Annotated in this window: 17 protein-coding genes and 1 pseudogene; 13 read left to right on the top strand and 5 right to left on the bottom strand. The window is 66.4% G+C overall.

The genetic code is table 11. From position 1 onward, the window contains the following. The first annotated feature begins 31 nt into the window (after positions 1-31). Genes EST26_RS03455 through EST26_RS03465 form a run of 3 tightly spaced genes read left to right on the top strand, consistent with a single transcriptional unit; the run spans position 32 to position 3,323 of the window. Positions 32-502 (top strand): YhbY family RNA-binding protein, encoded by a 471-nt coding sequence (locus tag EST26_RS03455; RefSeq protein ID WP_291065481.1) that lies wholly within the window; start codon positions 32-34, stop codon positions 500-502. A gap of 46 nt (positions 503-548) precedes the next feature. Then, positions 549-2,630 (top strand): M3 family metallopeptidase, encoded by a 2,082-nt coding sequence (locus EST26_RS03460; RefSeq protein WP_291065483.1) that lies wholly within the window; start codon positions 549-551, stop codon positions 2,628-2,630. 30 nt (positions 2,631-2,660) lie between these two features. Continuing rightward, positions 2,661-3,323 (top strand): DUF4124 domain-containing protein, encoded by a 663-nt coding sequence (locus EST26_RS03465; RefSeq protein ID WP_291065485.1) that lies wholly within the window; start codon positions 2,661-2,663, stop codon positions 3,321-3,323. A gap of 27 nt (positions 3,324-3,350) precedes the next feature. Here EST26_RS03465 and rpiA read toward each other — a convergent pair whose 3' ends face one another. After that, entirely contained in the window at positions 3,351-4,022 is a 672-nt protein-coding gene (gene rpiA, locus EST26_RS03470) for a ribose-5-phosphate isomerase RpiA (RefSeq protein ID WP_291065486.1), read from the bottom strand. 40 nt (positions 4,023-4,062) lie between these two features. Between rpiA and EST26_RS03475 the strand changes: the two genes are divergently transcribed. Continuing rightward, positions 4,063-5,157 carry a quinone-dependent dihydroorotate dehydrogenase gene (locus EST26_RS03475; RefSeq protein ID WP_291065488.1) on the top strand — a complete coding sequence of 365 codons (1,095 nt, stop codon included), beginning with the start codon at positions 4,063-4,065 and terminating at the stop codon, positions 5,155-5,157. Positions 5,158-5,189: 32 nt separating this feature from the next. On the opposite strand, the pseudogene EST26_RS03480 reads toward EST26_RS03475, so the two are convergent. Next, positions 5,190-5,756: pseudogene (locus EST26_RS03480) on the bottom strand (S1C family serine protease); the annotation flags it as partial. A 15-nt stretch (positions 5,757-5,771) separates the two neighbouring features. Between EST26_RS03480 and EST26_RS03485 the strand changes: the two are divergent. The 8 genes from EST26_RS03485 to EST26_RS03520 all read left to right on the top strand — a co-directional run bounded on the left by EST26_RS03485 (position 5,772) and on the right by EST26_RS03520 (position 13,855). Further along, positions 5,772-5,924 carry a hypothetical protein gene (locus EST26_RS03485; RefSeq protein ID WP_291065582.1) on the top strand — a complete coding sequence of 51 codons (153 nt, stop codon included), beginning with the start codon at positions 5,772-5,774 and terminating at the stop codon, positions 5,922-5,924. A 3-nt stretch (positions 5,925-5,927) separates the two neighbouring features. After that, the gene (locus EST26_RS03490) at positions 5,928-6,377 is read left to right on the top strand and encodes a hypothetical protein (RefSeq protein ID WP_291065490.1); all 450 of its coding nucleotides are present in this window, start codon (positions 5,928-5,930) and stop codon (positions 6,375-6,377) included. Between the two features lie 133 nt (positions 6,378-6,510). Further along, positions 6,511-7,755, top strand: coding sequence for a succinyldiaminopimelate transaminase (gene dapC, locus EST26_RS03495; protein ID WP_291065491.1), 1,245 nt, complete (start codon positions 6,511-6,513; stop codon positions 7,753-7,755). A 49-nt stretch (positions 7,756-7,804) separates the two neighbouring features. After that, on the top strand, positions 7,805-8,629 hold the full coding sequence (dapD, locus tag EST26_RS03500) for a 2,3,4,5-tetrahydropyridine-2,6-dicarboxylate N-succinyltransferase (protein ID WP_291065493.1): 825 nt from the start codon (positions 7,805-7,807) through the stop codon (positions 8,627-8,629). Between the two features lie 19 nt (positions 8,630-8,648). Continuing rightward, positions 8,649-9,809 carry a PilT/PilU family type 4a pilus ATPase gene (locus EST26_RS03505; protein ID WP_291065495.1) on the top strand — a complete coding sequence of 387 codons (1,161 nt, stop codon included), beginning with the start codon at positions 8,649-8,651 and terminating at the stop codon, positions 9,807-9,809. Beyond that, positions 9,806-10,987, top strand: a complete 1,182-nt coding sequence (gene dapE / locus EST26_RS03510; protein ID WP_291065497.1) for a succinyl-diaminopimelate desuccinylase — start codon at positions 9,806-9,808, stop codon at positions 10,985-10,987. The genes EST26_RS03505 and dapE overlap by 4 nt, the downstream gene beginning before the upstream one ends. Beyond that, positions 10,984-11,889, top strand: a complete 906-nt coding sequence (gene prmB / locus EST26_RS03515; RefSeq protein ID WP_291065499.1) for a 50S ribosomal protein L3 N(5)-glutamine methyltransferase — start codon at positions 10,984-10,986, stop codon at positions 11,887-11,889. The genes dapE and prmB overlap by 4 nt, the downstream gene beginning before the upstream one ends. 7 nt (positions 11,890-11,896) lie before the next feature. Continuing rightward, the gene (locus EST26_RS03520) at positions 11,897-13,855 is read left to right on the top strand and encodes an ATP-binding cassette domain-containing protein (RefSeq protein WP_291065501.1); all 1,959 of its coding nucleotides are present in this window, start codon (positions 11,897-11,899) and stop codon (positions 13,853-13,855) included. Between the two features lie 60 nt (positions 13,856-13,915). Here EST26_RS03520 and EST26_RS03525 read toward each other — a convergent pair whose 3' ends face one another. The 3 genes from EST26_RS03525 to EST26_RS03535 form a co-directional block, all read right to left on the bottom strand. Beyond that, entirely contained in the window at positions 13,916-15,616 is a 1,701-nt protein-coding gene (locus tag EST26_RS03525) for an alkaline phosphatase (protein WP_291065503.1), read from the bottom strand. Positions 15,617-15,738: 122 nt separating this feature from the next. Further along, on the bottom strand, positions 15,739-19,143 hold the full coding sequence (locus tag EST26_RS03530) for a UvrD-helicase domain-containing protein (protein WP_291065505.1): 3,405 nt from the start codon (positions 19,141-19,143) through the stop codon (positions 15,739-15,741). Between the two features lie 52 nt (positions 19,144-19,195). Continuing rightward, positions 19,196-21,889, bottom strand: a complete 2,694-nt coding sequence (locus EST26_RS03535; RefSeq protein ID WP_291065507.1) for a PD-(D/E)XK nuclease family protein — start codon at positions 21,887-21,889, stop codon at positions 19,196-19,198. Between the two features lie 122 nt (positions 21,890-22,011). Between EST26_RS03535 and trxA the strand changes: the two genes are divergently transcribed. Then, complete coding sequence (trxA, locus tag EST26_RS03540) at positions 22,012-22,344, top strand: thioredoxin TrxA (RefSeq protein ID WP_291065508.1); 333 nt, start codon at positions 22,012-22,014, stop codon at positions 22,342-22,344. The last annotated feature ends 49 nt before the right edge of the window (positions 22,345-22,393 follow it).

Here is a 22,393-nt window from a genome sequence, read left to right on the forward strand (position 1 = left end):
GCTCGCGTGCAGACTAAACGATAATTGTCCCATGCCCCAGATCAATCTCACCCCCGCCCAGCGCAAAGTCCACCGCGCCCAGGCCCACCACCTCGACCCCGTCGTCCTCATTGGCAACGACGGCGCGAGTCCAGCGCTGATAAAAGAAGCCGACGCAGCGCTCCAGGCACACGGACTGATAAAAATCCGCGTCTTTAGCGACGACCGCAGCGCGCGCGAGGCTCTATTGCAATCGCTGGCAGACGTTCTGGGCGCGGCTCCGATTCAGCACATCGGCAAGCTGCTGGTGCTCTGGCGGCCGCTGCCAGAAAAAGAAAAAGCGCTGGAGGCAGACCGCAAACCCGGCCCGCGCGAGGTCAAAGTGCTCAAGTTCAGCAGCCGCGGCGGCCAGCGGCCCGAAGTCAAGCTGGTGCGCGTGCTGGGCAACCAACGCCTGACCAGCGCTGGTTTGGTCAAGCGCGCCAAGGTGCTCAAGAAGAGCCTGAAGAAGGCGGCGCAGTGAGCCAGAACACAAGGAACGGCCTGGCTTGTCCATCCTGCAACAACCCATGAACGACCGCTTGGACGCCCGGGCACTAAACCCATTGCTGCACGACTGCGGCCTGCCGCTGTTCGACGCCGTCACGCCGGCACTGGTCGAGCCCGCCATCGACCAGTTGCTGCAACAAGCCAGCGCCGCGCTGGAACAGGTGTGCGCCAGCGACTCACCCACCACCTGGGAGCACATCGCGCGCACGCTGGACGTGCCGACCGAGCGCCTGTCGCGCGCCTGGAGTGTGGTCAGCCACCTGAGCAGCGTGGCCGACACGCCCGCGCTGCGCGCAGCCTACAACGCAGCACTGCCCAGGGTCACCGAATTCTGGACCCGACTCGGCGCCGACGAGCGGCTATACGCCAAGTACAAGGCAATTGACGCGGCCGGTCTGACGCCCGAGCAGCGCCAGGCGCACAAAAACGCGCTGCGCAGCTTTGTACTGGGCGGCGCCGAGTTGCAAGGTGCAGCCAAGGCCCGCCATGCCTGGCTGCAAGAACGCAGCGCCGAGCTGAGCCAGAAATTCAGCGAAAACACGCTAGACGCCACCGACGCCTTTGCGCTGTACCTGCCAACGCAGGAACTGGCCGGTGTGCCCGCAGACGTGCTGCAAGCCAGTGCGGCAGCGGCGCAGGCCGACGGACAAAGCGGCCACAAGCTGACGCTGAAAATGCCCTGCTACCTGCCGGTGATGCAGTTTGCCCACAACCGTGCCCTGCGCGAACGACTCTACCGCGCCTACGTCACACGCGCCAGCGACCAGGCCGAAGGCGATGCGGTGCGCTTTGACAACACCGCCGTCATGACCGAGCTGCTGGCGCTGCGACAGGAAGAGGCGCAACTGCTGGGCTGCCGACATTACGCCGACTTGTCGCTGGTTCCCAAGATGGCCGAGTCGCCCGAGCAGGTGCTGACTTTTCTGCGCGAACTCGCGGCCAAAGCGCGCCACCATGCCGAGCAAGACCTGGCCGACCTGCGCGACTTTGCCCGCCGCGAGCTGGGCTTGAACGAGCCGCAAACCTGGGACTGGCCCTACATCGGTGAGCGGCTGAAAGAAGCGCGTTTCGCTTTCAGCGAACAGGAAGTCAAACTTTATTTCACCGCGCCCCAGGTGCTGGCCGGGCTGTTCCAAATCATCGAGACGCTGTTCGAGGTATCGATCCGGCCCGATGCAGCCCCCCTTTGGCATCCCAGCGCGCGCTTTTACCGCATCGAACGGCAATCGCTCCAGGGGCTGGAGCTGTTGGGTCAGTTCTACCTCGACCCCGGCGCGCGCGCCGGCAAACGCGGTGGCGCCTGGATGGACGACGCACGTGCGCGCTGGCTGCGCCCGGACAGCGGCAAGCTGCAAACCCCGCTGGCGCATCTGGTGTGCAATTTTGCCGAAGGCGCAGGCGGCCAGCCGCCGCTGCTCACGCACGACGACGTGATCACCTTGTTCCATGAATTCGGCCACGGCCTGCACCACCTGCTGACGCAAGTCGACGAGCGCGACGTTGCAGGCATCAGCGGCGTCGAGTGGGACGCGGTAGAACTGCCGAGCCAGTTGATGGAGAATTTTTGCTGGGAGTGGGACGTGCTCAAGCGCATGACAGCGCACGTCGAGACGGGTGCAGCGCTGCCGCGCGAGCTGTTCGACAAAATGCGGGCGGCCAAGAACTTCCAAAGCGGCCTGCAAACCCTGCGCCAGGTCGAGCTCTCGCTGTTTGACATGCTGCTGCACTGCCAGCCCCAGCCGGCTGACTGCGGCGCGGCGATTGTGGCGCTGCAAGAACAGGTGCGCGACGAGGTGGCACTGCTGCGACCACCGGCCTACAGCCGCACGCCCAACACCTTCAATCATATTTTTGCTGGCGGCTACGCGGCCGGCTATTACAGCTATAAATGGGCCGAAGTGTTGTCGGCCGACGCCTACGCCGTATTCGAAGAAGCCGCGCAGCGCAGCGGCCAAGGCGCGCTGGACCGGGTGAGCGGACGGCGCTTTCGGCAGCAGATTCTCGAAGTCGGCGGCAGCCGTCCGGCCATGGAGTCGTTCCATGCCTTCCGCGGCCGCGAACCGTCGATCGACGCCTTGCTGCGCCACCAGGGCATGGATTGAAAAACGCCCGCTCTGTCAATAGGAGTTGCCATGCGCATCAATTCCAGTGCAGCAAAGAACTTTCACCCAGGCGGCAGGCGCCGGCTGGTCTGGGCGCTGCTGCTGGGCGTGCTGGCTGCGCCGGCACTGGCACAGGGCGTACACCGCATCGTCGGTCCCGACGGGCGCGTCACCTTCACCGACCGCCCGCCCACGCACGAGGCCGCGGCCCGACCGGTTGACCCAGCCGCCCCTGGCGCTCCTGCGCAGGCAGCCGAGCCGGCGCTGCCGTTTGTGCTGCGCCAACTGGTCAGCCGCTTTCCGGTCACGCTGCACAGCAGCGACGACTGCGCGCCCTGCGACAGCGCACGCAGCCTGCTGCAGGCGCGCGGTATTCCCTACCGAGAAAAAACCGTCAACACGGCGCAAGACGGCATGGCGCTGCGGCGCCTGAGCGGCTCAGACGCACTGCCCTTGCTGACCGTTGGCAGCCAGCAGATCAAGGGCTTTTCAGAGCCCGATTGGACGCAACTCCTTGACCGCGCCGGCTATCCAGCGCGATCGATTCTGCCTGCGAACTACCGCCAGCCAGCGCCCACCGCCCTGGTGGACATCCCGGCGCCGGATGCCGCTGCTGCTGCGGCGCGGCAAACCGACCAGCCTGCTGCAGCCGCCGCGCCTGCCCTTGCCCCGCCTACTGGCATTCGCTTCTGAGTGCCCTGCCGCAGCGCCGGCCCGGGTTCAAAAGGTCATGGTTTTGACACCGCTGGTCGTTCCCAGCAGGCACACGTTGGCCTTTTGGTAGGCAAACACACCCACCGTCACCACCCCCGGCCACTGGCTGACGGTGGACTCAAACGCCAGCGGATCGCTGATCTGCAGGCCGCTCACGTCCAGCATCTGCTGCCCGTTGTCGGTCAGCAAGGGCACGCCGTCCTTGAGCCGCAAGCGCGCCTGCCCGCCCAGCGCTGCAAACTGACGCAGCAAGCGCGCGACAGCCATCGGAATCACCTCCACCGGCAACGCAAACGCGCCCAGGGTCTGGACCAGCTTGGACGCGTCGACAATGCAGACAAACTGGCGCGACTGCGCAGCAATGATTTTTTCCCGCGTCAACGCAGCACCGCCGCCCTTGATCATGTAACCTTGGTGGTCGATCTCGTCGGCGCCGTCAATGTAGACTGACAACTCGGGCACCGCAGCGGCGTCGAACACCGGGATGCCCAGCGCCTGCAGGCGCGCAGTGGACGCCTGCGAACTCGAGACCGCTCCAGCGATCTGGTTTTTCATGGCAGCCAGCGCGTCGATGAATTTGTTGACGGTCGAGCCGGTGCCGACACCCACGACTTCGCCTGGGACCACGTAACGCAGGGCGGCCAGGCCGACCAGGGTTTTGAGCTCGTCTTGGGTCATTTGCGACAATCAAAGTTTATAAAGCATTCCAGTTTATCCAATGTCGCTGTTGCCCTACGCCTTCGCCCGCCCGCTGCTGTTCGGTCTGGACCCCGAGACCGCTCACGACCTGACACTGGCTGGGCTTACCCGGTTGCAGCACTCGCCGCTGAGCTGCCTGTACGCCGAGCCCCGGGTCAGCGACCCGTTCACTCTGGCCGGACTGCATTTTCCAAACCGGGTCGGCCTGGCGGCCGGGCTGGACAAGAACGCCGGCTGCATCGACGCTCTGGCCGCGATGGGGTTTGGTTTCGTCGAAGTCGGCACCGTCACGCCACTGGGCCAAAGCGGCAACCCGAAACCGCGCCTGTTTCGCCTGCCGCAGGCGCGCGCGCTGATCAACCGGCTCGGCTTCAACAACCAGGGCTTGCCGGTCTTTCTGTCCAATGTGCAGCGGGCGCGCTTTCGCAGCCAGCCACAGCCCATGCTGCTGGGCCTGAACATAGGTAAAAACGCCAGCACGCCGATCGAGCGCGCCAGCGAAGACTACCTGCACTGCCTCGACGGCGTCTATCCGCACGCCGACTACGTCACGTTGAACGTCTCCAGCCCGAACACACAAAACCTGCGCAGCCTGCAAAGCGACGCCGCCCTGGACGCCCTGTTGGGCGCGGTGAGCGAGCGGCGCGAATGGCTGGCGCAACGCTGGGGACGACGCATTCCCATCTTCCTGAAAATTGCGCCCGACCTGGACGACGGCCAGATCGACGCCATCGCCACCACCTTGCTGCGCTACGGCGCCGACAGCGACGGCCAGGCCAATCAGGCGTGGGGCGCGATCGCCACCAACACCACCCTCAGCCGCAACGCAGTGGCCGGGCTGCCGCACGCGCAAGAAGCCGGTGGCCTCTCGGGTGCGCCGCTGCTGAAGGCCAGCAACCGGGTGCTCCGCCACCTGCGCAGCAGCCTGGGTCTGGGTTTTCCCCTCATCGGCGTGGGCGGCGTCATGAGCGCGGCCGACGCCTGCAGCAAAATCGAGGCAGGTGCCGACCTGGTGCAAATCTACACCGGCTTGATCTACCAGGGGCCTGCCCTGGTGCGGCAGGCGGCGCAGGCCATTGGGGCGCTGCGCCGCCTGCCGCACGCGCTGCGCTGACCCGGCAGCAAAGCACAGCAATCGCGCCCGCCTCAGCGGTGCCGCTCCAACAGGTCTTTGACGTACCGGCCCGGAACGGCATAGACAATACCCGAGGGATGGCTCAGCGCCGATTCGCGCCTGCCCTTGACCAGCGTCATGCTGACCACGCCCAGCAGCACCCCGCTGGCGGGGTCGAACAAGGGGCCACCGCTGTTGCCCGGAAAGGCCGTGGCATCGAGCTGAAAAATTTCAAAGTTGACGGCGCGCAAACCGCGGATCGCCTGTTCAGTCAAGCGCTGCGCCGACGGGCTGGGCAAGGCCGCGACCGTGATGGATGAGACGGTGGCGCGGTGCGTGACACTGGAAAAACCCAGCACGCCCCCGATCGGAAAACCCATGAAAGCCAGATCGTCTCCTTCGCGCACGCGCCTGGAGTCGCCCAGCGCGAGCACCGGGCCGCCGGGGCCTTCGATGCGCAGCAGCGCCAGATCGCGCGCGCCATCCTGGCCCTGCAAGCGGGCCGCGCGCATCTGCCAGCCGTCCTGCCCCTGGCGCAGTTGCACCACCAATTCCGGCGCATCGGCGCCGCCTTGCTCGGGCGGCAACACGTGCGCGCTGGTGACGAAGTGATGATGGAAAACGCCCGCACGTTCACGCCGAACAAGGGCAACATCCGCTACGAGTTGACCATCCGTCGCAACGGTCAAGTCGTGCATGCGCAACCCCGTTTCACCCACAACCATCAGGCCCGCTGGCGCCAGGTGGTCTGGACGGGCGGAACTTGACACTTGCCCTGGCAGAGCGATTTCACCGGCATGGTTTTCAGCTGGCTGGCGCTTCACGGCGAACCCAGAGCGGCCAGTGCCTTGGCGGCCATCAGTGAATTCAATGTGGGCCGCTATCTGAACGACCAGAACGGTTTCTGCGCGGCCGAGGCACCCGGGTTTTATTGGCATATCGCACACGCCGATGGCCAAATGATCACGACTTGGAGAGATCTTTTCGTTCGCAATTTCCCGCAACATGTCAGCACACCCTGCGCCAGTATCCCGGCCAGCGGCCTGGCGATTCATTCGGCCGGCTATGCCGCGGTTTCACGCGCCATGCTGGCGTCGGCAGCCAACGTGGGGGTGAGCCGGGCCGCCGAGGCCTACACTCGGTGGAGAGCGATGACGCCGCGCATGGACGCCACGTTCGCTTCCGACCCAACTTGGGCCATCGTCCCCAGAACGCCGTAAGCGGCCGCTGCGAGCCTGTTGCGGCGACGCACCCGCTTGCCTGGCCTTTGGCGACGACTGCTTGGCTGGGCATGGCAGATCAGATCAGGTCACGACAGCCGCCTGATCTGCCATGCCGGATAATGCAGCGCCCATGAACCCGAAATTGTCGCTCCTGCAGCCCTACCCGTTCGAGCGCTTGCGCCAGTTGTTTGCCGGCGTGACCCCGAACCCGGCTTTCTCCCCCATCAGCCTGGGTATTGGCGAGCCCAGGCACGCCGCACCCGCCTTCCTCAAGGCAGCGCTGGCCGGCGCGCTCGACAGCGGCCTGAGCAACTACCCCGCCACCGCAGGTGAGCCGGCGCTGCGCCAGGCCTGCGCGGACTGGTTGCAGCGGCGCTACCGCGTCTTACTCGACCCGAACCGCCAGTTGTTGCCGGTCAACGGCACGCGCGAAGCCCTGTTTGCCGTAGCCCAGACCGTGATCGATTCCGCGCGACCGGGCGCCACCGTGGTGTTTCCCAATCCGTTCTACCAAATCTATGAAGGCGCTGCGCTGCTGGCTGGCGCGCAGCCGTTTTATGTGGCCAGCGATCCGGCACGCCGCTTCGCCACCGCCTGGGAGCGCGTGCCCGCTGCCGTTTGGGCGCGCACGCAACTGCTCTACGCCTGCTCACCCGGCAACCCGACCGGTGCGGTGATGCCGCTGTCGGAGTGGGCCGATCTGTTCGATCTGAGCGATCGGCACGGCTTCGTGATTGCGTCTGACGAGTGCTACAGCGAGATTTATTTCGGCACCGATGACGCGGGCGCGGCGCCGCTGGGCGCGCTGCAAGCGGCGCAGCAACTCGGCCGCAGCGACTTCAAAAACCTGCTGACCTTCTCCAGCCTGTCCAAGCGCAGCAACGTCCCCGGTCTGCGCAGCGGTTTCGTCGCCGGTGACGCGGCGCTGATCCAAGCCTTTTTGCTCTACCGCACCTACCACGGCAGCGCCATGAGCCCGGTGGTACAGGCCGCCAGCAGGGCCGCCTGGGGCGACGAAGCGCACGTGCAGGACAACCGCCGTCTGTACCGGGAAAAGTTCTCGCAGGTCACGCCGCTGCTGGCGCAGGTGCTCGACGTGGCGCTGCCCGACGCCTCTTTTTACCTCTGGGCCGGCGTGCCGGCGCTATTTGCCGCGCGCTGGCCCGGTCTGAGTGCCGACGAGGCGTTCGCACGCGACCTGCTGGCTCAATACAATGTGACGGTTTTACCCGGCAGCTATCTGGCACGCGAGGTCGACGGCCATAACCCGGGCCGAGGCCGCGTGCGCATGGCGCTGGTGGCACATCCAGCCGAATGCCTGCAAGCGGCTGGGCGCATCGTGCGCTTTTGCGAGTCGGCAGCGCCGCTGAATTGAACCGCACCGCACAGACTCGAACACCAACCCTGAACCCGTGACACCCCACATGACCCAAGTCCTGCAAACCCTGATCGAATCCGCCTGGGAGCAACGCGCCGAACTCAGCCCCACCAGCGCGCCCAAAGAAGTGATGGACGCCGTCGAGCACGTGATTGCCGATCTGAACGCCGGTCGGCTGCGGGTGGCCACGCGCACCGGTGTGGGCCAGTGGACGGTGCACCAGTGGATCAAAAAGGCCGTGCTGCTGTCTTTTCGACTGAACGACAACCGTCTTGTGCGCAGCGGCGATCTGGCGTTCTACGACAAGGTTGACACCAAATTCGGCCATTTGTCCGAGGCGCAGATGAAAGCCAGCGGCGTGCGCGTGGTGCCGCCCGCGGTGGCGCGCCGCGGCAGCTACATCGCCCGTGGCGCCATTTTGATGCCCAGTTTCGTCAACATTGGCGCTTACGTGGACGAAAACACCATGGTCGATACCTGGGCCACGGTCGGCTCGTGTGCCCAGATCGGTAAAAACGTACACATCTCGGGCGGGGTAGGCATCGGCGGCGTGCTCGAACCGCTGCAAGCCGGCCCGACCATCATCGAGGACAACTGCTTCATTGGCGCGCGCTCTGAGGTGGTCGAAGGCGTGGTGGTGGAAGAAAACTCGGTCATTTCGATGGGTGTGTACATAGGCCAAAGCACCCCCATTTACGACCGTGCCAGCGGCTGCGTCAGCTACGGCCGCGTGCCAGCCGGTTCGGTGGTCATTAGCGGCAGCCTGCCCAAAGAGGGTGGCACCTACAGCCTGTACGCGGCCATCATCGTCAAGCGCGTTGACGCCCAGACCCGCAGCAAGACCAGCCTGAACGACTTGCTCAGAGACTAAATCCGGCACAGAAACCGGCATGAGCAACGGAACAATGGGGCGCATCTTGCGCCTGATGGCAGAAAAGAAAGCCTCGGACGTATACCTGTCGGCCCATGCGCCGGCCATGATCAAGATCAACGGCCAAACCCTGCCAATCAATAACCAGGTGCTGCCGCCCGACGCGCCGCGCAAGCTACTGTCTGAGATTGTGCCGGCCACGCGCCTGGAAGAGTTGTCGGAAACCGGCGAACTCAACATGGCAGTTCCCCTGGACGGCGTGGGCAACTTTCGCCTCAGCGCCATGCGTCAACGCGGCAGCTACGCGCTGGTGATCCGCTACGTGCCGGAAAACGTGCCGGCGCTGGACTCGCTTGCTGTGGCACCGATACTGGCCGATCTGGTGCTGGAAAAAAGGGGTCTGGTGCTGATGGTCGGCGCCACCGGCTCGGGCAAGACCACCACGCTGGCGGCCATGATTGACCACCGCAACAACCACGCCAGCGGCCACATCCTGACCATCGAGGACCCGATCGAATACGTGCACCGCAACAAAAAATCGGTCATCAACCAGCGCGAGGTCGGCACCGACACCGCCTCGCTACAGGTCGGCCTGAAAAACGCGCTTCGCCAAGCGCCCGACGTGATTCTGATCGGTGAAATCCGCGACCGCGAAACCATGTCGGCGGCGATTGCCTACGCCCAGTCGGGCCACCTGTGCCTGGCCACCATGCACGCCAACAACAGCTACCAGGCACTGAACCGGATTCTGAGTTTTTACCCGGTGGAAGTGCGTCCGACCCTGCTGGGCGACTTGGCCGCCGCGCTGCGTGCCATCGTCTCGCAGCGGCTGCTGCGCACCCACATCGGCACACGCACGCCGGCGATGGAGGTGTTGCTCAACACCGCACTGATTTCCGACCTGATTCAAAAAGCCGACTTTGCCGGCGCGCGCGAAGCGATGGAAAAATCGCTCGCCGAAGGCTCGCAAAGTTTCGAGCAAGATCTCGCGCGCCTGATCAACGTCGGCCTGATTGCGCGCAACGAAGGCCTCGCGCATGCCGACTCGCCGACCAATCTGATGTGGCGCTTGCAAAACGACTTCAAACCCAGCCCGGCCCAAGCGGCCGTCGCAAGCGACGACGATCAGAGCGACCACGCCACCTTCACCGAGTTCACCCTCGACGTCAAACACCAATGAACGCCACCCTGCGCCTGACCGAACAACTGATCGCCCGCGCCTCCGTCACCCCGCACGACGCGGGCTGCCAAGCGCTGCTGGCCGAACGACTGGGTACGCTGGGCTTTGCCTGCGAACACCTGGACAGCGGCCCGGCCGACTTTCGCGTCAGCAACCTTTGGGCGCGCCGCGGCAACGGCCAGCAGCCCACCCTGGTGTGGGCTGGCCACACCGACGTGGTACCGACTGGCCCGCTGGGGGCCTGGCACAGCGACCCCTTCACTCCCAGCCAGCGCGATGGCCGGCTCTATGGCCGCGGCGCCAGCGACATGAAAACCTCGCTCGCCGCCATGCTGGTGGCGTGCGAGGAATTTTTGGCGCAACACCCGCAACCCGCCATAGACATTGCCTTCTTGCTCACCAGTGACGAAGAAGGCCCGGCGCTCGACGGCACCGCAGTCGTCTGCGACACCCTGCAGCAACGCGGTGAACGGCTGGATTGGTGCATCGTTGGCGAGCCGACGGCGAGCCAGCGCAGCGGCGACACAATAAAAAACGGCCGCCGCGGCAGCATGAGCGGCAAACTCACGATCCACGGCATACAAGGCCACATTGCCTACCCGCAACTGGCTAAAAATCCTATCCATCTGGCCGCAGCGGCGCTGGCCGAGCTCGCTGCCACGGTCTGGGACGTCGGCAACGCCTTCTTCCAGCCCACCAGTTTCCAGAGCAGCAACATCCACGCAGGCACCGGCGCGAGCAACGTGATTCCCGGCACGCTGGTGCTCGACTTCAATTTTCGCTTTAGCACCGAAACCACGCCGCCGGACTTGCAGCAGCGCGTGGCTGAGATATTGCAAGGCCACGGCCTGCAAGCCGGCACAGACTATGAACTGGCCTGGACCGTCAGCGGTCTGCCTTTTCTGACCGCCCCGGGCACGCTGGTCGACGCGGTGCGCGCGGCCATCGCGGCCGAAACCGGCCTGCAAGCCCAGCTCTCGACCAGCGGCGGCACCAGCGACGGCCGCTTCATAGCGCGCATTTGCCCGCAGGTGATCGAACTCGGCCCGCCCAACGCCAGCATCCACCAAGTCAACGAACACGTGGCGCTGGCCGACATCGAGCCGCTGAAAAACATCTACCGTCGCACCCTGGAGCTGCTGGACGAGCAAGCGCGCGCCAGCCACCCCAGCCCATGACGCTGCAACAACTGCTGGCCCAGGCCACCGAACGCCTGGCCGCTGCTCCTCTGGCCTATGGCCACGGCACCGACAACGCGCGCGACGAAGCCGCCTGGCTGCTGTTGTGGCAGCTCGGTCTGCCGCTAGACACCGACCTGGACGCACGGGCCGCACAAGCCGTCAGCGCCGAGCAGCAAGCCGCGCTGCTGGCCTTGGTCGAACGCCGCATCGAAAGCCGCGAACCGGCCGCCTACCTGACCCGCGAGGCCTGGCTGCAAGGCTTGCCGTTTTATGTCGACCGGCGCGCCATCGTGCCGCGCAGCTTCATCGCCGAACTGATCGTCCAGGGCAGCATAGACCCCTGGCTGAGCCCGCACACGCAACAGGTGCTAGACCTGTGCAGCGGCAACGGTAGCTTAGCGGTGCTGGCGGCTCTGGCCTGGCCAGAAGTCAGTGTGTGCGCGGCCGACATCAGCGCCGACGCGCTGGCGGTGGCACGCATCAACGTCGACCGCTACGGCTTGCAAGAGCGCATCACGCTGCTGCAGTCCGACGGCCTGAACCACTGCCCCGGCCCGTGGGACTTGATTGTGTGCAACCCACCCTACGTCAACGCCCACAGCATGGCCGCCCTGCCGGCAGAATACCGCGCCGAACCGGCGCTGGCGCTGGCCGGTGGCTGCGACGGCATGGACTTCATTCGCGCGCTGTTGCAGCGCCTGCGCCAGCAACCAGCCGTGCTGCGCCATCCCGACGGCGTGCTGGTGCTCGAAATCGGCCACGAACGCGAACACTTCGAAGCCGCCTTCCCACACCTCGAACCCCTCTGGCTCAGCACCAGCGCGGGCGACGACCAGGTGCTGCTGTTGAGCGCCCAAGCCCTGGCGACCTGGGCCCGCGCACCCGAGACGAACCCCTGAACTTGCAATGATCACACTCAAAAACGTCGTTTTGCGCCGTGGCAGCAAAGTGCTGCTCGACGGCGCGTCGGCCAGCATCAACCCGGGTGAAAAAGTCGGTCTGGTCGGCCGCAACGGTGCCGGCAAATCCAGCCTGTTTGGCCTGTTCAACCGCAGCCTGCACGAAGACAAGGGCGATTTTTACCTGCCGGCGCAGTGGCGCATGGCGCAGGTGGCGCAAGACATGCCCGAGACCGCCCAGCCCGCCACCGAGTTCGTGGTCGAGGGCGACAGCATCCTGCTGCAAGCGCAACAAGAAGTGAGTGCGGCACAAGACAGCGGCGACGGCGAGCGCATGGCGCACGCCTACCTCGCGCTGCACGACGCCGGCGCACACGACGCCGCTGCGCGCGCGCAAAGCCTGATTCTGGGCCTGGGTTTTCGCACCGACGAGCTCGAGCGCCCGGTAAACAGCTTTTCAGGCGGCTGGCGCATGCGGCTGCAGCTCGCGCGCGCGCTGATGTGCCCGAGTGAGCTGCTGCTGCTCGACGAGCCGACCAACCACCTCGACCTCGACGCCCTGGTCTGGCTCGAGGCCTGGCTCAAGCGCTACGAGGGCACCATGCTGGTGATCAGCCACGACCGCGAGTTTCTCGACGCAGTAACCCACGTCACGCTGCACATACACAACGCGCAACTGACACGCTACGGCGGCAACTACAGCCGCTTTGAAGACATGCGTGCCGAACAACTGGCCTTGCAACAATCGGCTTTTGCGCGCCAGCAAGACAAGATGGCGCATTTGCAAAAATTCATCGACCGCTTCAAGGCCAAAGCCAGCAAGGCCAAACAGGCACAAAGCCGGGTCAAGGCGCTGGAGCGGATGGAGAAAATAGGTCCGGTGCTGGCCGAGGCCGATTTCAACTTTGAATTTTCGGAGCCGCAAAACCTGCCCAACCCGATGCTGGCGCTCAGCGAGGTTAGCTTCGGCTACCCGGCTGCGCACGCCGGTGGTTCACCCCGCGTCATCGTCAAAAACGTCAGTCGCTCGGTACTGGCCGGCCAGCGCATCGGCATCCTGGGCGCCAACGGCCAGGGCAAGTCCACTGTGGTGAAAACCATTGCGCGCGAGCTGCAAGCGCTGGCCGGACAGATCACCGAAGGCCGTGGCCTCAACATCGGCTACTTTGCGCAACAAGAACTCGACGTGCTGCGCCCGGCCGACACCCCGCTGGAGCACATGATTCGGCTGGCGCGCGACTGGGCTGCGCAAAACCGTTTATGCGGTCAGGCCACGCGCGAACAAGACCTGCGCAGCTTTTTGGGCAACTTCAACTTCGGCGGTGACCAGGTCAAACAAGCCGTCGGCAGTATGAGCGGCGGTGAAAAAGCCCGCCTGGTGCTGTGCATGATCGTCTGGCAGCGCCCCAATCTGCTGCTGCTCGACGAGCCCACCAACCACCTGGACCTGGCCACGCGCGAAGCGCTGTCGGTCGCACTGAACGAATTTGAAGGCACGGTGATGCTGGTCAGCCACGACCGCGCCCTGCTGCGCACGGTCTGCGACGAATTCTGGCTGGTCTCGCACGGCGGCATCGAACCCTTTGACGGAGACCTGGACGACTACCAGCGCTACCTGCTGGAGCTGGCCAAACAATCGCGCGAGGCGCAGCGGCAAGAGCAGCGCCGCAGCACAGCCGCACCGGCGCCCGGGCGCGCTGCGCCAGCCCAGACCAGATCCGAACCCGGCCGCGCAGCAGCCGGCGGGGCGAGCCGATTGCTGCACCAAGAGCTGGAAAAAATCGAGCAGCGACTGGCCGAACTGGCGCAAGAAAAGGCAGGGCTGCAAACCAGCCTGGGCCAAGTGCCCCACCCGAGCGAGATCGCACAAGCGGGGCGGCGCCTGAAAACCATTGCCGCCGAGACCCAAGCGCTCGAAGCGCGCTGGCTCGAACTGGGCGAAGCGATCGAAGCCGCCCAGTCCTGAACCCGCACAGACGGCGCTGCGACCACCGAGAGCTTGCGCTCGCACCGTCTGCGGCTGGCGTCAGCGACGATCCGGCGCAGCAGTCGTCGGCGGCTTGAGCAGGCCGCCAAACAAGCTGGCGTGCAAGAATCGATACACGTCTGTGTTGTCAAAACGGCTGCTGAAGTCGCTCAGGTGCAGGCCTGCGCGCCGCTCGCGCGGGGCGCGCTGGGCCGTGCTGGCGCGCGCCAGAATGCCGCCGGCAAAGTCAGGCGATCCCGCCCAGACAATACCAAAGCTGCCGCGACGGCCCAACTTGTCGGGCGCGGCCAGAAAGGACTGGGTGGCGCGGCCGTACAAGCCGTCGAGCGGGCTGGTGAATGCGGCCAGCCCGGCGGCCGGATTCAAGGGCAGCTCGGCCACCTTCTCCAGCGGTGCCGGCAAAGAGGCCAGTTGCATGCCGCCGGCGCCGCTGTCAGCCGCCGTCAGCACGGTGGTGGGAAAGCGCGAGCCGAACAAGTCGGCCCGGCGCGCCGCTTGCGCCCTGAGCACCACCCCTATCATGTCGTCGGCGATCTGGGTCGACACCAGCACGCCGATGGCGTTGTTGTTGTTGCCAAAATTGTCGGGGCTCTCGGCCTCTGCCACCAAGAAGTAGGGCTTGGCGGCTTGGTCGGCCGCGCGCGCGAGCACCAGCATCGCCATGCCCATCAACTCGTTGCCGCGCGGCGGGTTAAAGCCTGGGTCGGCTGCCCTGGGGTTGCCAAACAGCACCAGGTTGGAAGTCTTGGCGTTGACGTCGACGGCAGCGTCACGAAAGCCGTTGGCAATCAGGTCTTCCTCGTTGCGGTCGTTGAAAGTGTGGTGCGCGGCAAACAAGCCCAGAATTCTGGGCTGCCAGTTGCGCTCGCGCTCGAGCCTGCTTTGCACGGCTGCAAACTCAGCACGGGTGCGAATCACCAGATAACCAGCGGCAGCCGCTTCTTGCAGCAGGTTGCGACCGTCGGCGCGGTCCGGCGTGGCCACGCGGCCGATGCCCAGCGGCCCGCTGCCGGCCGCTGCGGGTTTGCTCCAGTCCAGCGTGTGCACCATACAGTTAAGCGGGAAGGTGGCAACGCCCTGCTGCATCGTGCTGCCGGCGCTGGCTGGCGCGCAGGTGGGCGTGCCGGCAGGCAGGAAGTTGCGTTCGCCCCCGCCAAGAATGACGTGTATCGGCCGGTCGCGCGAGTTTTGGATCGGCTGCGCCGTGTCACGTCCGGCAATGACTTGCAGCGCAATCGCGTTCCAGTTGTCGCGGTTGCCAACTTCAGCGGCAAAGGCTGCGGTGCCGGGTTCGCTGATGTTGCCATCGTTGACCAGACCAACCGGATGACCTTTGTTGGCCGCCTCGCGCATCAGACTGCCCCGATAGCCCGACAAGGCGTTGATGAAACGGTCGGTTGGCGGCGTGGCGTTGCCGTTGCCGTCTTTGCCAAACGAACCCAGGCCCTCGACCCGGTAGCCAAAGGCGTGCACCGTGGCGCCGCCGTTGGAGGTGCCGGTCAACAACTCGCTCATGTGGCCGCGGTAGGCCGCCATTTGCCCTAGCCGGTCCCAATTCAGCGTGCCGTCTGGCCCCTTCCAGTAAATCCGCGCCGCCGTCCAGTGGTTCAAGCCGGTGCCGTCCGGGTGGAAAAAGACGGTGTTCGCAACAGGGGTGCCGCTGGCTGCGGCCGCACCGCTGCCCAGCAAACCGACGGCAAGCACAGCGCCCGCCAGCGTGGAAAATGAAAATTTTTGCATTCGTAAGCCCTGTGAGAAGTTTTGATAATGAAATGGAAGACCGCAACACGCCGACCTCAAACGGCCTTTGACCCGCTTGGGCAAACACTGCAACGGTCTTGGAATCTTCACCAGCCCATGTTTCAGGGGTATGTCAACTCGATTACACGGCCGAGCGCATTGATGAAGGCCAGGCGCACCGTCTGCCCCGGCAGCGTCTGCGCCATGGCCTGCTGGTAGCGGTGCATTTGCGCCAGCAGCTCAGGCTGCTGCTCGGGCCGCGCGGCGCTCTTGAAGTCCAGCACCCACCAGATGCCGCTGCTGCGCTGGCGCACCAGGCGGTCCAGCCGCAGCCCTTGGCCCTGGTGCAGCAGCTCGACTTCATTGCTCCAGTGATCGATCACGCCGCAGTCCCACACCCAGGCGGCTTCTCCCTGAACCATGCGCCGTGCCATTGTTCGCGCCAGGCGCGCTTGCTCGGCGCTCAGGCCAAACTCCCGCGCGACCGCCTGCTCGTGCGCCGCCGTCCAGTCAAAGCCCCCACCCGGCGTGGGGTGCCACTGCAGCAGGCGGTGCAGCGCCTGACCGATGCGGGCTTGCTCGGCGTCTGCGCCTGGCGCCGCAGCGGTGCTGCCGGCCGCCGTTGCCGCAGGCGGCGGCGCATGCCAGCCGGCGCTGCACGGCAACTCCGGCAGCGTAAAGGCCGCCGCATGCGCAGCGGCGGGCACAGCGACGTCTATTTTTTGCAACGCGACGGGCGCGTCCAGCACGCTGGCCAGGGGGCGCAGGCGTTCGAACCAACTGGGGCCGTTGCCGCGCTGGTGTGGCTCGAAGCTGGAAAGCACCAGCCGGCGCTCGGCCCGGGTCAGCGCCACGTAGCAGGCGTTGAATTCTTCAAGCAAACGCGCCTGCTGCTCCAATTGCAGCGCCTCAAGCGCACAGGCCGGCGGTGTTTTTTCGCTGAGCAAAAAAACAAAACGCCTGGGCGCGCTGGCCTGGCCGGGCCAGTCCACCAGCACGTCCATGCTGGCGGGGCGCGCGGCCGCGCTGTCGGTGTCGAGCATCAGCACGGTGTCGGCCTCCAGGCCCTTGGCGCCGTGAATGGTGAGCAAGCGCACGGCCGCCGGCGTTTGCACCGGCGTGGCTGCCAGGCCACCGGCTTTGAGCGCGCGCACCAGCCGATAGGGCGTGAGAAAGCGTCCACCGTCGAGCGCCAGCGACTGCGTCAACAGGTCGCGCAAGGGCGTCAGTACCCCCTCGCGCTGGCTGGCGGGCACCGCCTGGGCAAAGCGCGCGAGCAGGTCGCCGTGCTGGTAAATGGCCGACAGCGCGTCGTGCGGCGGCAGGCTGCGCAGCCAGTCGCGGTATTGCACCAAGCGCTCGGCGCTGGTGCGCAACAGCGCCGCCTGCGTCTGGGCCGCCTCGCCGTCGGGACAGTAAGGACGCAGCAGGCTCACTTGCTGCTCGGGCGGCACTGCGGCCAGCTCTTGCAGCACGTCCCACCAGGCCGGCTTGAGCGCAAGCGCCGGGCTTGCGCCAGCATCGGGCCGGGTGTGCTGGCAGGCCTGCCGCTGCAGGCGCGCCAACTGAGCCAGCAACTCGTCGCTCCAGCCAAAGAGGGGCGATTTGAGCGCGCGCGCCAGGCTGAGGTCGTGCCGATTCGAGACCAGCACGTCCAACAGTGCCACCACGTCTTGCACCGCCGGCGCTTGGCACAGGTCGAGCTTTTCGGGCTGTTCGCTGGCGATGCCGCGCTCGAGCAAGGCGGTGTGCAGCCAGGCCAGGCGCTCGCGCCGGCGCGACAACACCATGACTTGCCCGGGCTGAAGGCGCCCGCTGGCGATTTCCGCCGCCAGCCAGTCGGCCGCTTGCTGCGCTTCGAGCGCCGCCAGGCTGTCTTCGGGCAGCACGCGCGGCGTGCGCAGGCTGTCGCGCCAGAGCGCGGGCGCATCGCCAGCGCCTGGCTGCGCCCGGGCGCTGCGCTGGCTGCGGGCGATCTGCGGCAGCGCCAGCACGGCGCCCGGCGCCGTGCTCTCGGTGCTGTGGGCGCGAAAGTCGCCGCTGTATTCGCCCGCCTGCAGCGCCGTCAGCAAGACGGTATTGACGGCGTGCACCACCTGCGGGGCGCAGCGGCGCGTGTGGTCGCAACTGAGCAGCGCACCCGCCAGACCGTGGCGCACGAAGTCTTGCGCGGCCAAAAACACCTGCGGCTCGGCGCGGCGAAAACGGTAGATCGATTGCTTGGGGTCGCCGACCAGGAACACGCTGGGTGCCTGGCCTGCACCGGCACCGACGTAGCCCGACAACCAGCCGTGCAAGGCCTGCCATTGCAGCGGGTTGGTGTCTTGAAATTCGTCGATCAGCAGGTGGCGCACGCGCGCGTCAAGCCGCTGCTGCAGCCAGCCCGAGAGGGTGGCATCGCCAAGCAGGCGCTGCGCCGCGAGTTCGACGTCTCCCATATCGACCCAGCCGCGCTCGCGCTTGCCGTCGGCGTAGGCGCAAAGCAACACGCGCACCAGCCGCGCCATGCGCTGCTGGTGCTGCCAGGCGGCGTGCTGCTCAAGGGCAGCGTGCAAACGCAGCGCCAGGTCTTGCGCGGCCCGAACGGCGGCAAGGTCTTTGATTTTTTCACTGAATTTGCGCGCGCCGCGTTCTTTGGTCAGCAAGGCATCGAGCAGCGCCGCCACGTCGCACGCGCTCAAGGCCTGCTCCAGTGCGACGCCTTTGGCAACAAAGCTGGGCGCATGGGCGCCGCCCAGCGCGCGCGCGCCCGCCCACAGTACGGCGTGCTCAGGGCCGGGCTGCGCCAGGTACTGCGTCGGCGTGGCCAGTGCCGCCAGCTCGGGATAAAGCTGGCCAAACGGCTGCACCGAAGTCTGCACCACCCCGGCGGCGTCGGCCAGCGCAAACTCGACCCGTTTTTGCAACGCATTTTCCAGCGCCTGTTGCGTCTGGTGGCGGCCGTGTTCGGCCACGCAATCCATATAGTCCTGCCGCTCGAGCGGGCGGCTGGCCAGCGCGGCATAAAAATGCGGCCAGACCTGCGCCCGCGCCAGGCTGTCGTCTTCCAGCAGCTCGTACTGGGGCGGCAGGCGCAGTTGCTGCAACACCGACAGCGGCGCGCTGCGCAGCAGGGCCGCAAACCAGCTGTGAAAGGTGCGCAACTGCACCGAGCGGCCGTGCGCGTCGACGCGTTGCTGCAGGCCGCGCAATTCGGCCGCGCGGGCGCGCGCATCGGCCGCGCTCAGTCCGCGCTCGCGCAAGGCCTGCGCCAGTTCGTCGTCTGACAAGCTGGCGCAGCGGCGCAGCTCCTGGTTGAGCCGGGCGCGCATTTCACCGGCGGCTTTTTTGGTGAAGGTGATGGCCAAAATGTCCTGTGGCGCGCAGCCGTCGAGCAAGGCGCGCAGGATGCGCGAGACCAGCATCCAGGTTTTACCGGCGCCCGCGCAGGCCTGCACGGCCAGACTGCGCGCCGGGTCGCAGGCCAGGGCGTAAAAGGCCTCGCGCGAGACCAGCTCGCCATCGATGCGGTAGGCTGCAGGCGTCATGGCGGCAGTGGGTATGGGTTCGAGCGGCAGCGGTGCAACAGGTCAGACGGCTTCATGCCTGGCCCCAGAAATCTTTGCGGCACAGGCCGCGGGCGCTGCAATAATCGCAGCCCCGGCCCGCTCCCAGCGCAGCCATGGGATGGCCGGCGGCCACACGCGCGAGATCATGCGCCAGGCCGACCCGCAACTGCTCGCGCGCGTACAACACCTCGGTCTGCTCAAGCAGCCGCGTGGCTTGCTGGCGCGCGCCGGCGCCGTCTTGGTCGGTGATGCTGAGGTAGGCGGCGCGCAGGTTCTCATCTGGCAGCAGCGCGGCGTAAAAAGCCAGTTGCGTGTCTTCCAGCGGTTCTTTCACGCGCGCCAGCGTTTTGTCGCGGCCTTCGGTTTTGTAGTCGATGACGAAGCGGATGTCGCCTTCGGGGCTGGCCTGGCGGTCGATGCGATCGATCTTGCCGACCAGCTTCCAGGACTCGGCCTGAACACTGAACGCGGCTTCAGCGCGCTCAAAGCGCGGCCCCCTACCCTCTGCGTCGGCTTCAAAACCAGCCAGCCAGTCCAGATAACCGTCGCGCAGCGCCGGCCACAGCGCCTCAAAGGGCAGAAAACCACCCCCTCCATCGGCAGCGTTCAGACCCATGGCGGCGGCGCTGGCAGCGGCGTGCCGATCGAGCGCCGCGCAGTCGGCCGTGCGGCCGGGACGCGCCGCGCCGCGCTGCTCGTGAAAGGCGCACAAGACCGCGTGCAGCCAGTTGCCCAGGTCGCGCTGGTCGGGTTCGTCCTGCAGTTCGGCGGCTTCGGACAAGCGCAACTGGCGCAAGGCAAAAAACCGGTACGGGCAGTCGCGCAAGTCTTGGTAGGCGCTGGCCGAAATCACCTGCGGCAACAGATCGCCCGCCGCCGGCGCCGGGCGCGCCGGCAACTGGGCTTGCAATGGGCGCCAGCGACGCGGGTCGCTGCGGGTTGCCGCTGCTGGGCCGGCGTCAAAGTCCGGCAGCGCCTGCACCCAGGCGCTGGGCAGCACGGCTTCGCCGCGCTGCTGCGTGCGCCACAGCAAATCGAGCTGCGGTTGCGCCAGCGCCTCCTGCCACGCCTGCGCCGCCGCTTGCGCCAGCGCGGCGCGCGTCGGCAAACCCAGCGCTGCGCGCTGCGCCACGCTCCATTGGCCACCCGGCTCGGGGCTGGGGCTGAGGTGTGTCTGATCGCAAGCGGGCAGCACCACCGCGGCAAACGTGCGGCCCAGCAGTTGCGCCAAGGGCACAACAAGCACCGCCGGCTCGATTTCGCCGCGCAGCACGAAGCTGGCATTTTCGAGCACCTCACGCACCCAGGTGGTGAACGCGGCCAGACTCAGCGGCGCGGCGAACCGACCGGCTGGCGCGCCCAGCACAGTCGCCAGCGCCTGGCTCAGCTCGCCCAGCTCGCGCGCCGCATCCGTGTCCAAGCGCAGGGCCTGCAACACCTGTTGACCCGCCGGGTCGCGCTGCAGCAGCTCCCACAGGCCGCTGTCACGCAGCGCAGCAGCCACATCGCCGATCCAGCGCTCGAGCGGCCGCGCCGAGCGCAAGCCAGCCAGCAAGGCCGTCAATCCCTCCGGCAGCGCGGCTGCCAGGGCGGGCGAGCGCACGGCGGCACTCCAACGCGAAACACCGCTTGCGCGGGCCTGCTGCTCCAGGGTCTGCACCTGCGCATCAGGCCAGCGCCGGGCCGACTTGAGCAGGTCGAGCACCTCGTCCATGCCGGCACGCGCGTCGGCCGCGCGCAGCAGGCTCATCAGTTGTGCGCCGGCGTGCGTGGTGGAGAGTTTCCAGCCGGTCTCGTCTTGCAGCGTCACGCCGGCACTGTGCAACAAGGCGCTCACGCGGCGCGTGAGCAAGCGGTCTTGCGCCACCAGCGCCAGCGGTGTATGTCCCGCATTGAGCTGCGCCAACACGCAGGCGCTAGCACGCTGCGCTTCGTCTTCAGCGTCGCTGCAGGCGTGCAAGCGGCGCACGCCAGGCGTGGCCTCGTCAACGCGCAAGGACCAGACGCAGGCACGCTCGCCCCAACGGCGGCAGAGCGCGTCTGCCAGTGGGTCTGGCTGAAAACCCTGCAACACGATCAGGGCGTCGGCATCGGCCCCCGGCTGCGCCAGCGGGCCCCACAGCACATCAGTGGCATAAGCAGAGGTGCTGACCCAGGTCAGTGCCAGCGCGGCGAGCAGATTTTCCCAGTGCAAGGGTGCGGCGGTGGTCAATGCGTCCGACGCCAGGGTGCAGCGCCGCGATTCGGCCCAAGCCAGGCGTTGCTGCGGGTCGACGGCGGCGGCCAGCGGCGCGAGCTGGTGCGCAGCCTCGACCAGTCGGCGCACCAGGCTGGCGCGCAGCGCGGCGTCGACGTCACCCGGCGCCACCCGCTCCAGCAGGGCAGCGGCCACCAGTTGCTCACGCGCCAGGTCCAGGCACAGGTCGGTCGCTGCCGGAACAAAGGCGTGCAGCGCAGCGGCCCAGTGGCGGCTGGAGACAAAGCGCGGAACAAACCCGTTCGGGTGTGCCTGTGCCCAGGCACGACGCCCCAGCGCCATGAGCTGCGCATACGGCACCAGCACCAGTGTTCGGTCGGCGCGAACCTGCTGCACCTGCATGAACTGCTCGATGCGCTCGACCAGCGTCGCCCAGCGCTGCGCCGCCGGGTGGCGGCCAGATGCGGCCGACACGGCGTTCAAATCGGCGCTGCCGTCGGCAGCCCCAGGGAGCAGCGGATCGATCATAAAACGATGGTTTCTGTCACAATGCCGAGAATCGCAACCAGCAGCCATTGCCTGTGGCAGTCGGCCTGTTAGACGCTTGCGCCACACTTTAACCTCCCCGTTCAATGCAGTTAGGACGAATCATGGCCAGCAACCTGATCAAATATGTTTCCGATGCCAGTTTCCAAGCCGACGTGCTCAATGCCGACCTGCCCGTGCTGGTTGATTTCTGGGCCGAATGGTGCGGTCCCTGCAAAACGATCGCCCCTATCCTGGACGACGTCGCCGGCACCTACAACGGCCGCTTGTTGGTGGCCAAGATGAACGTGGACGACAACCGCGAGGTGCCGGCCAAGTTCGGCATCCGCGGCATTCCCACCTTGATGATTTTCAAGAACGGCAAGCTCGATGCCACCAAGGTTGGCGCCTTGAGCAAGTCACAGATGACGGCTTTCATCGATCAGCATCTGGCCTGATTGCCGCGCGCCGGCTCTGGCCCTACACCCGAGTCAAAGGCCAGAGCCG

This window comes from Hydrogenophaga sp., from assembly GCF_014773545.1.
Classification (GTDB): Bacteria; Pseudomonadota; Gammaproteobacteria; order Burkholderiales; family Burkholderiaceae_C; genus Hydrogenophaga.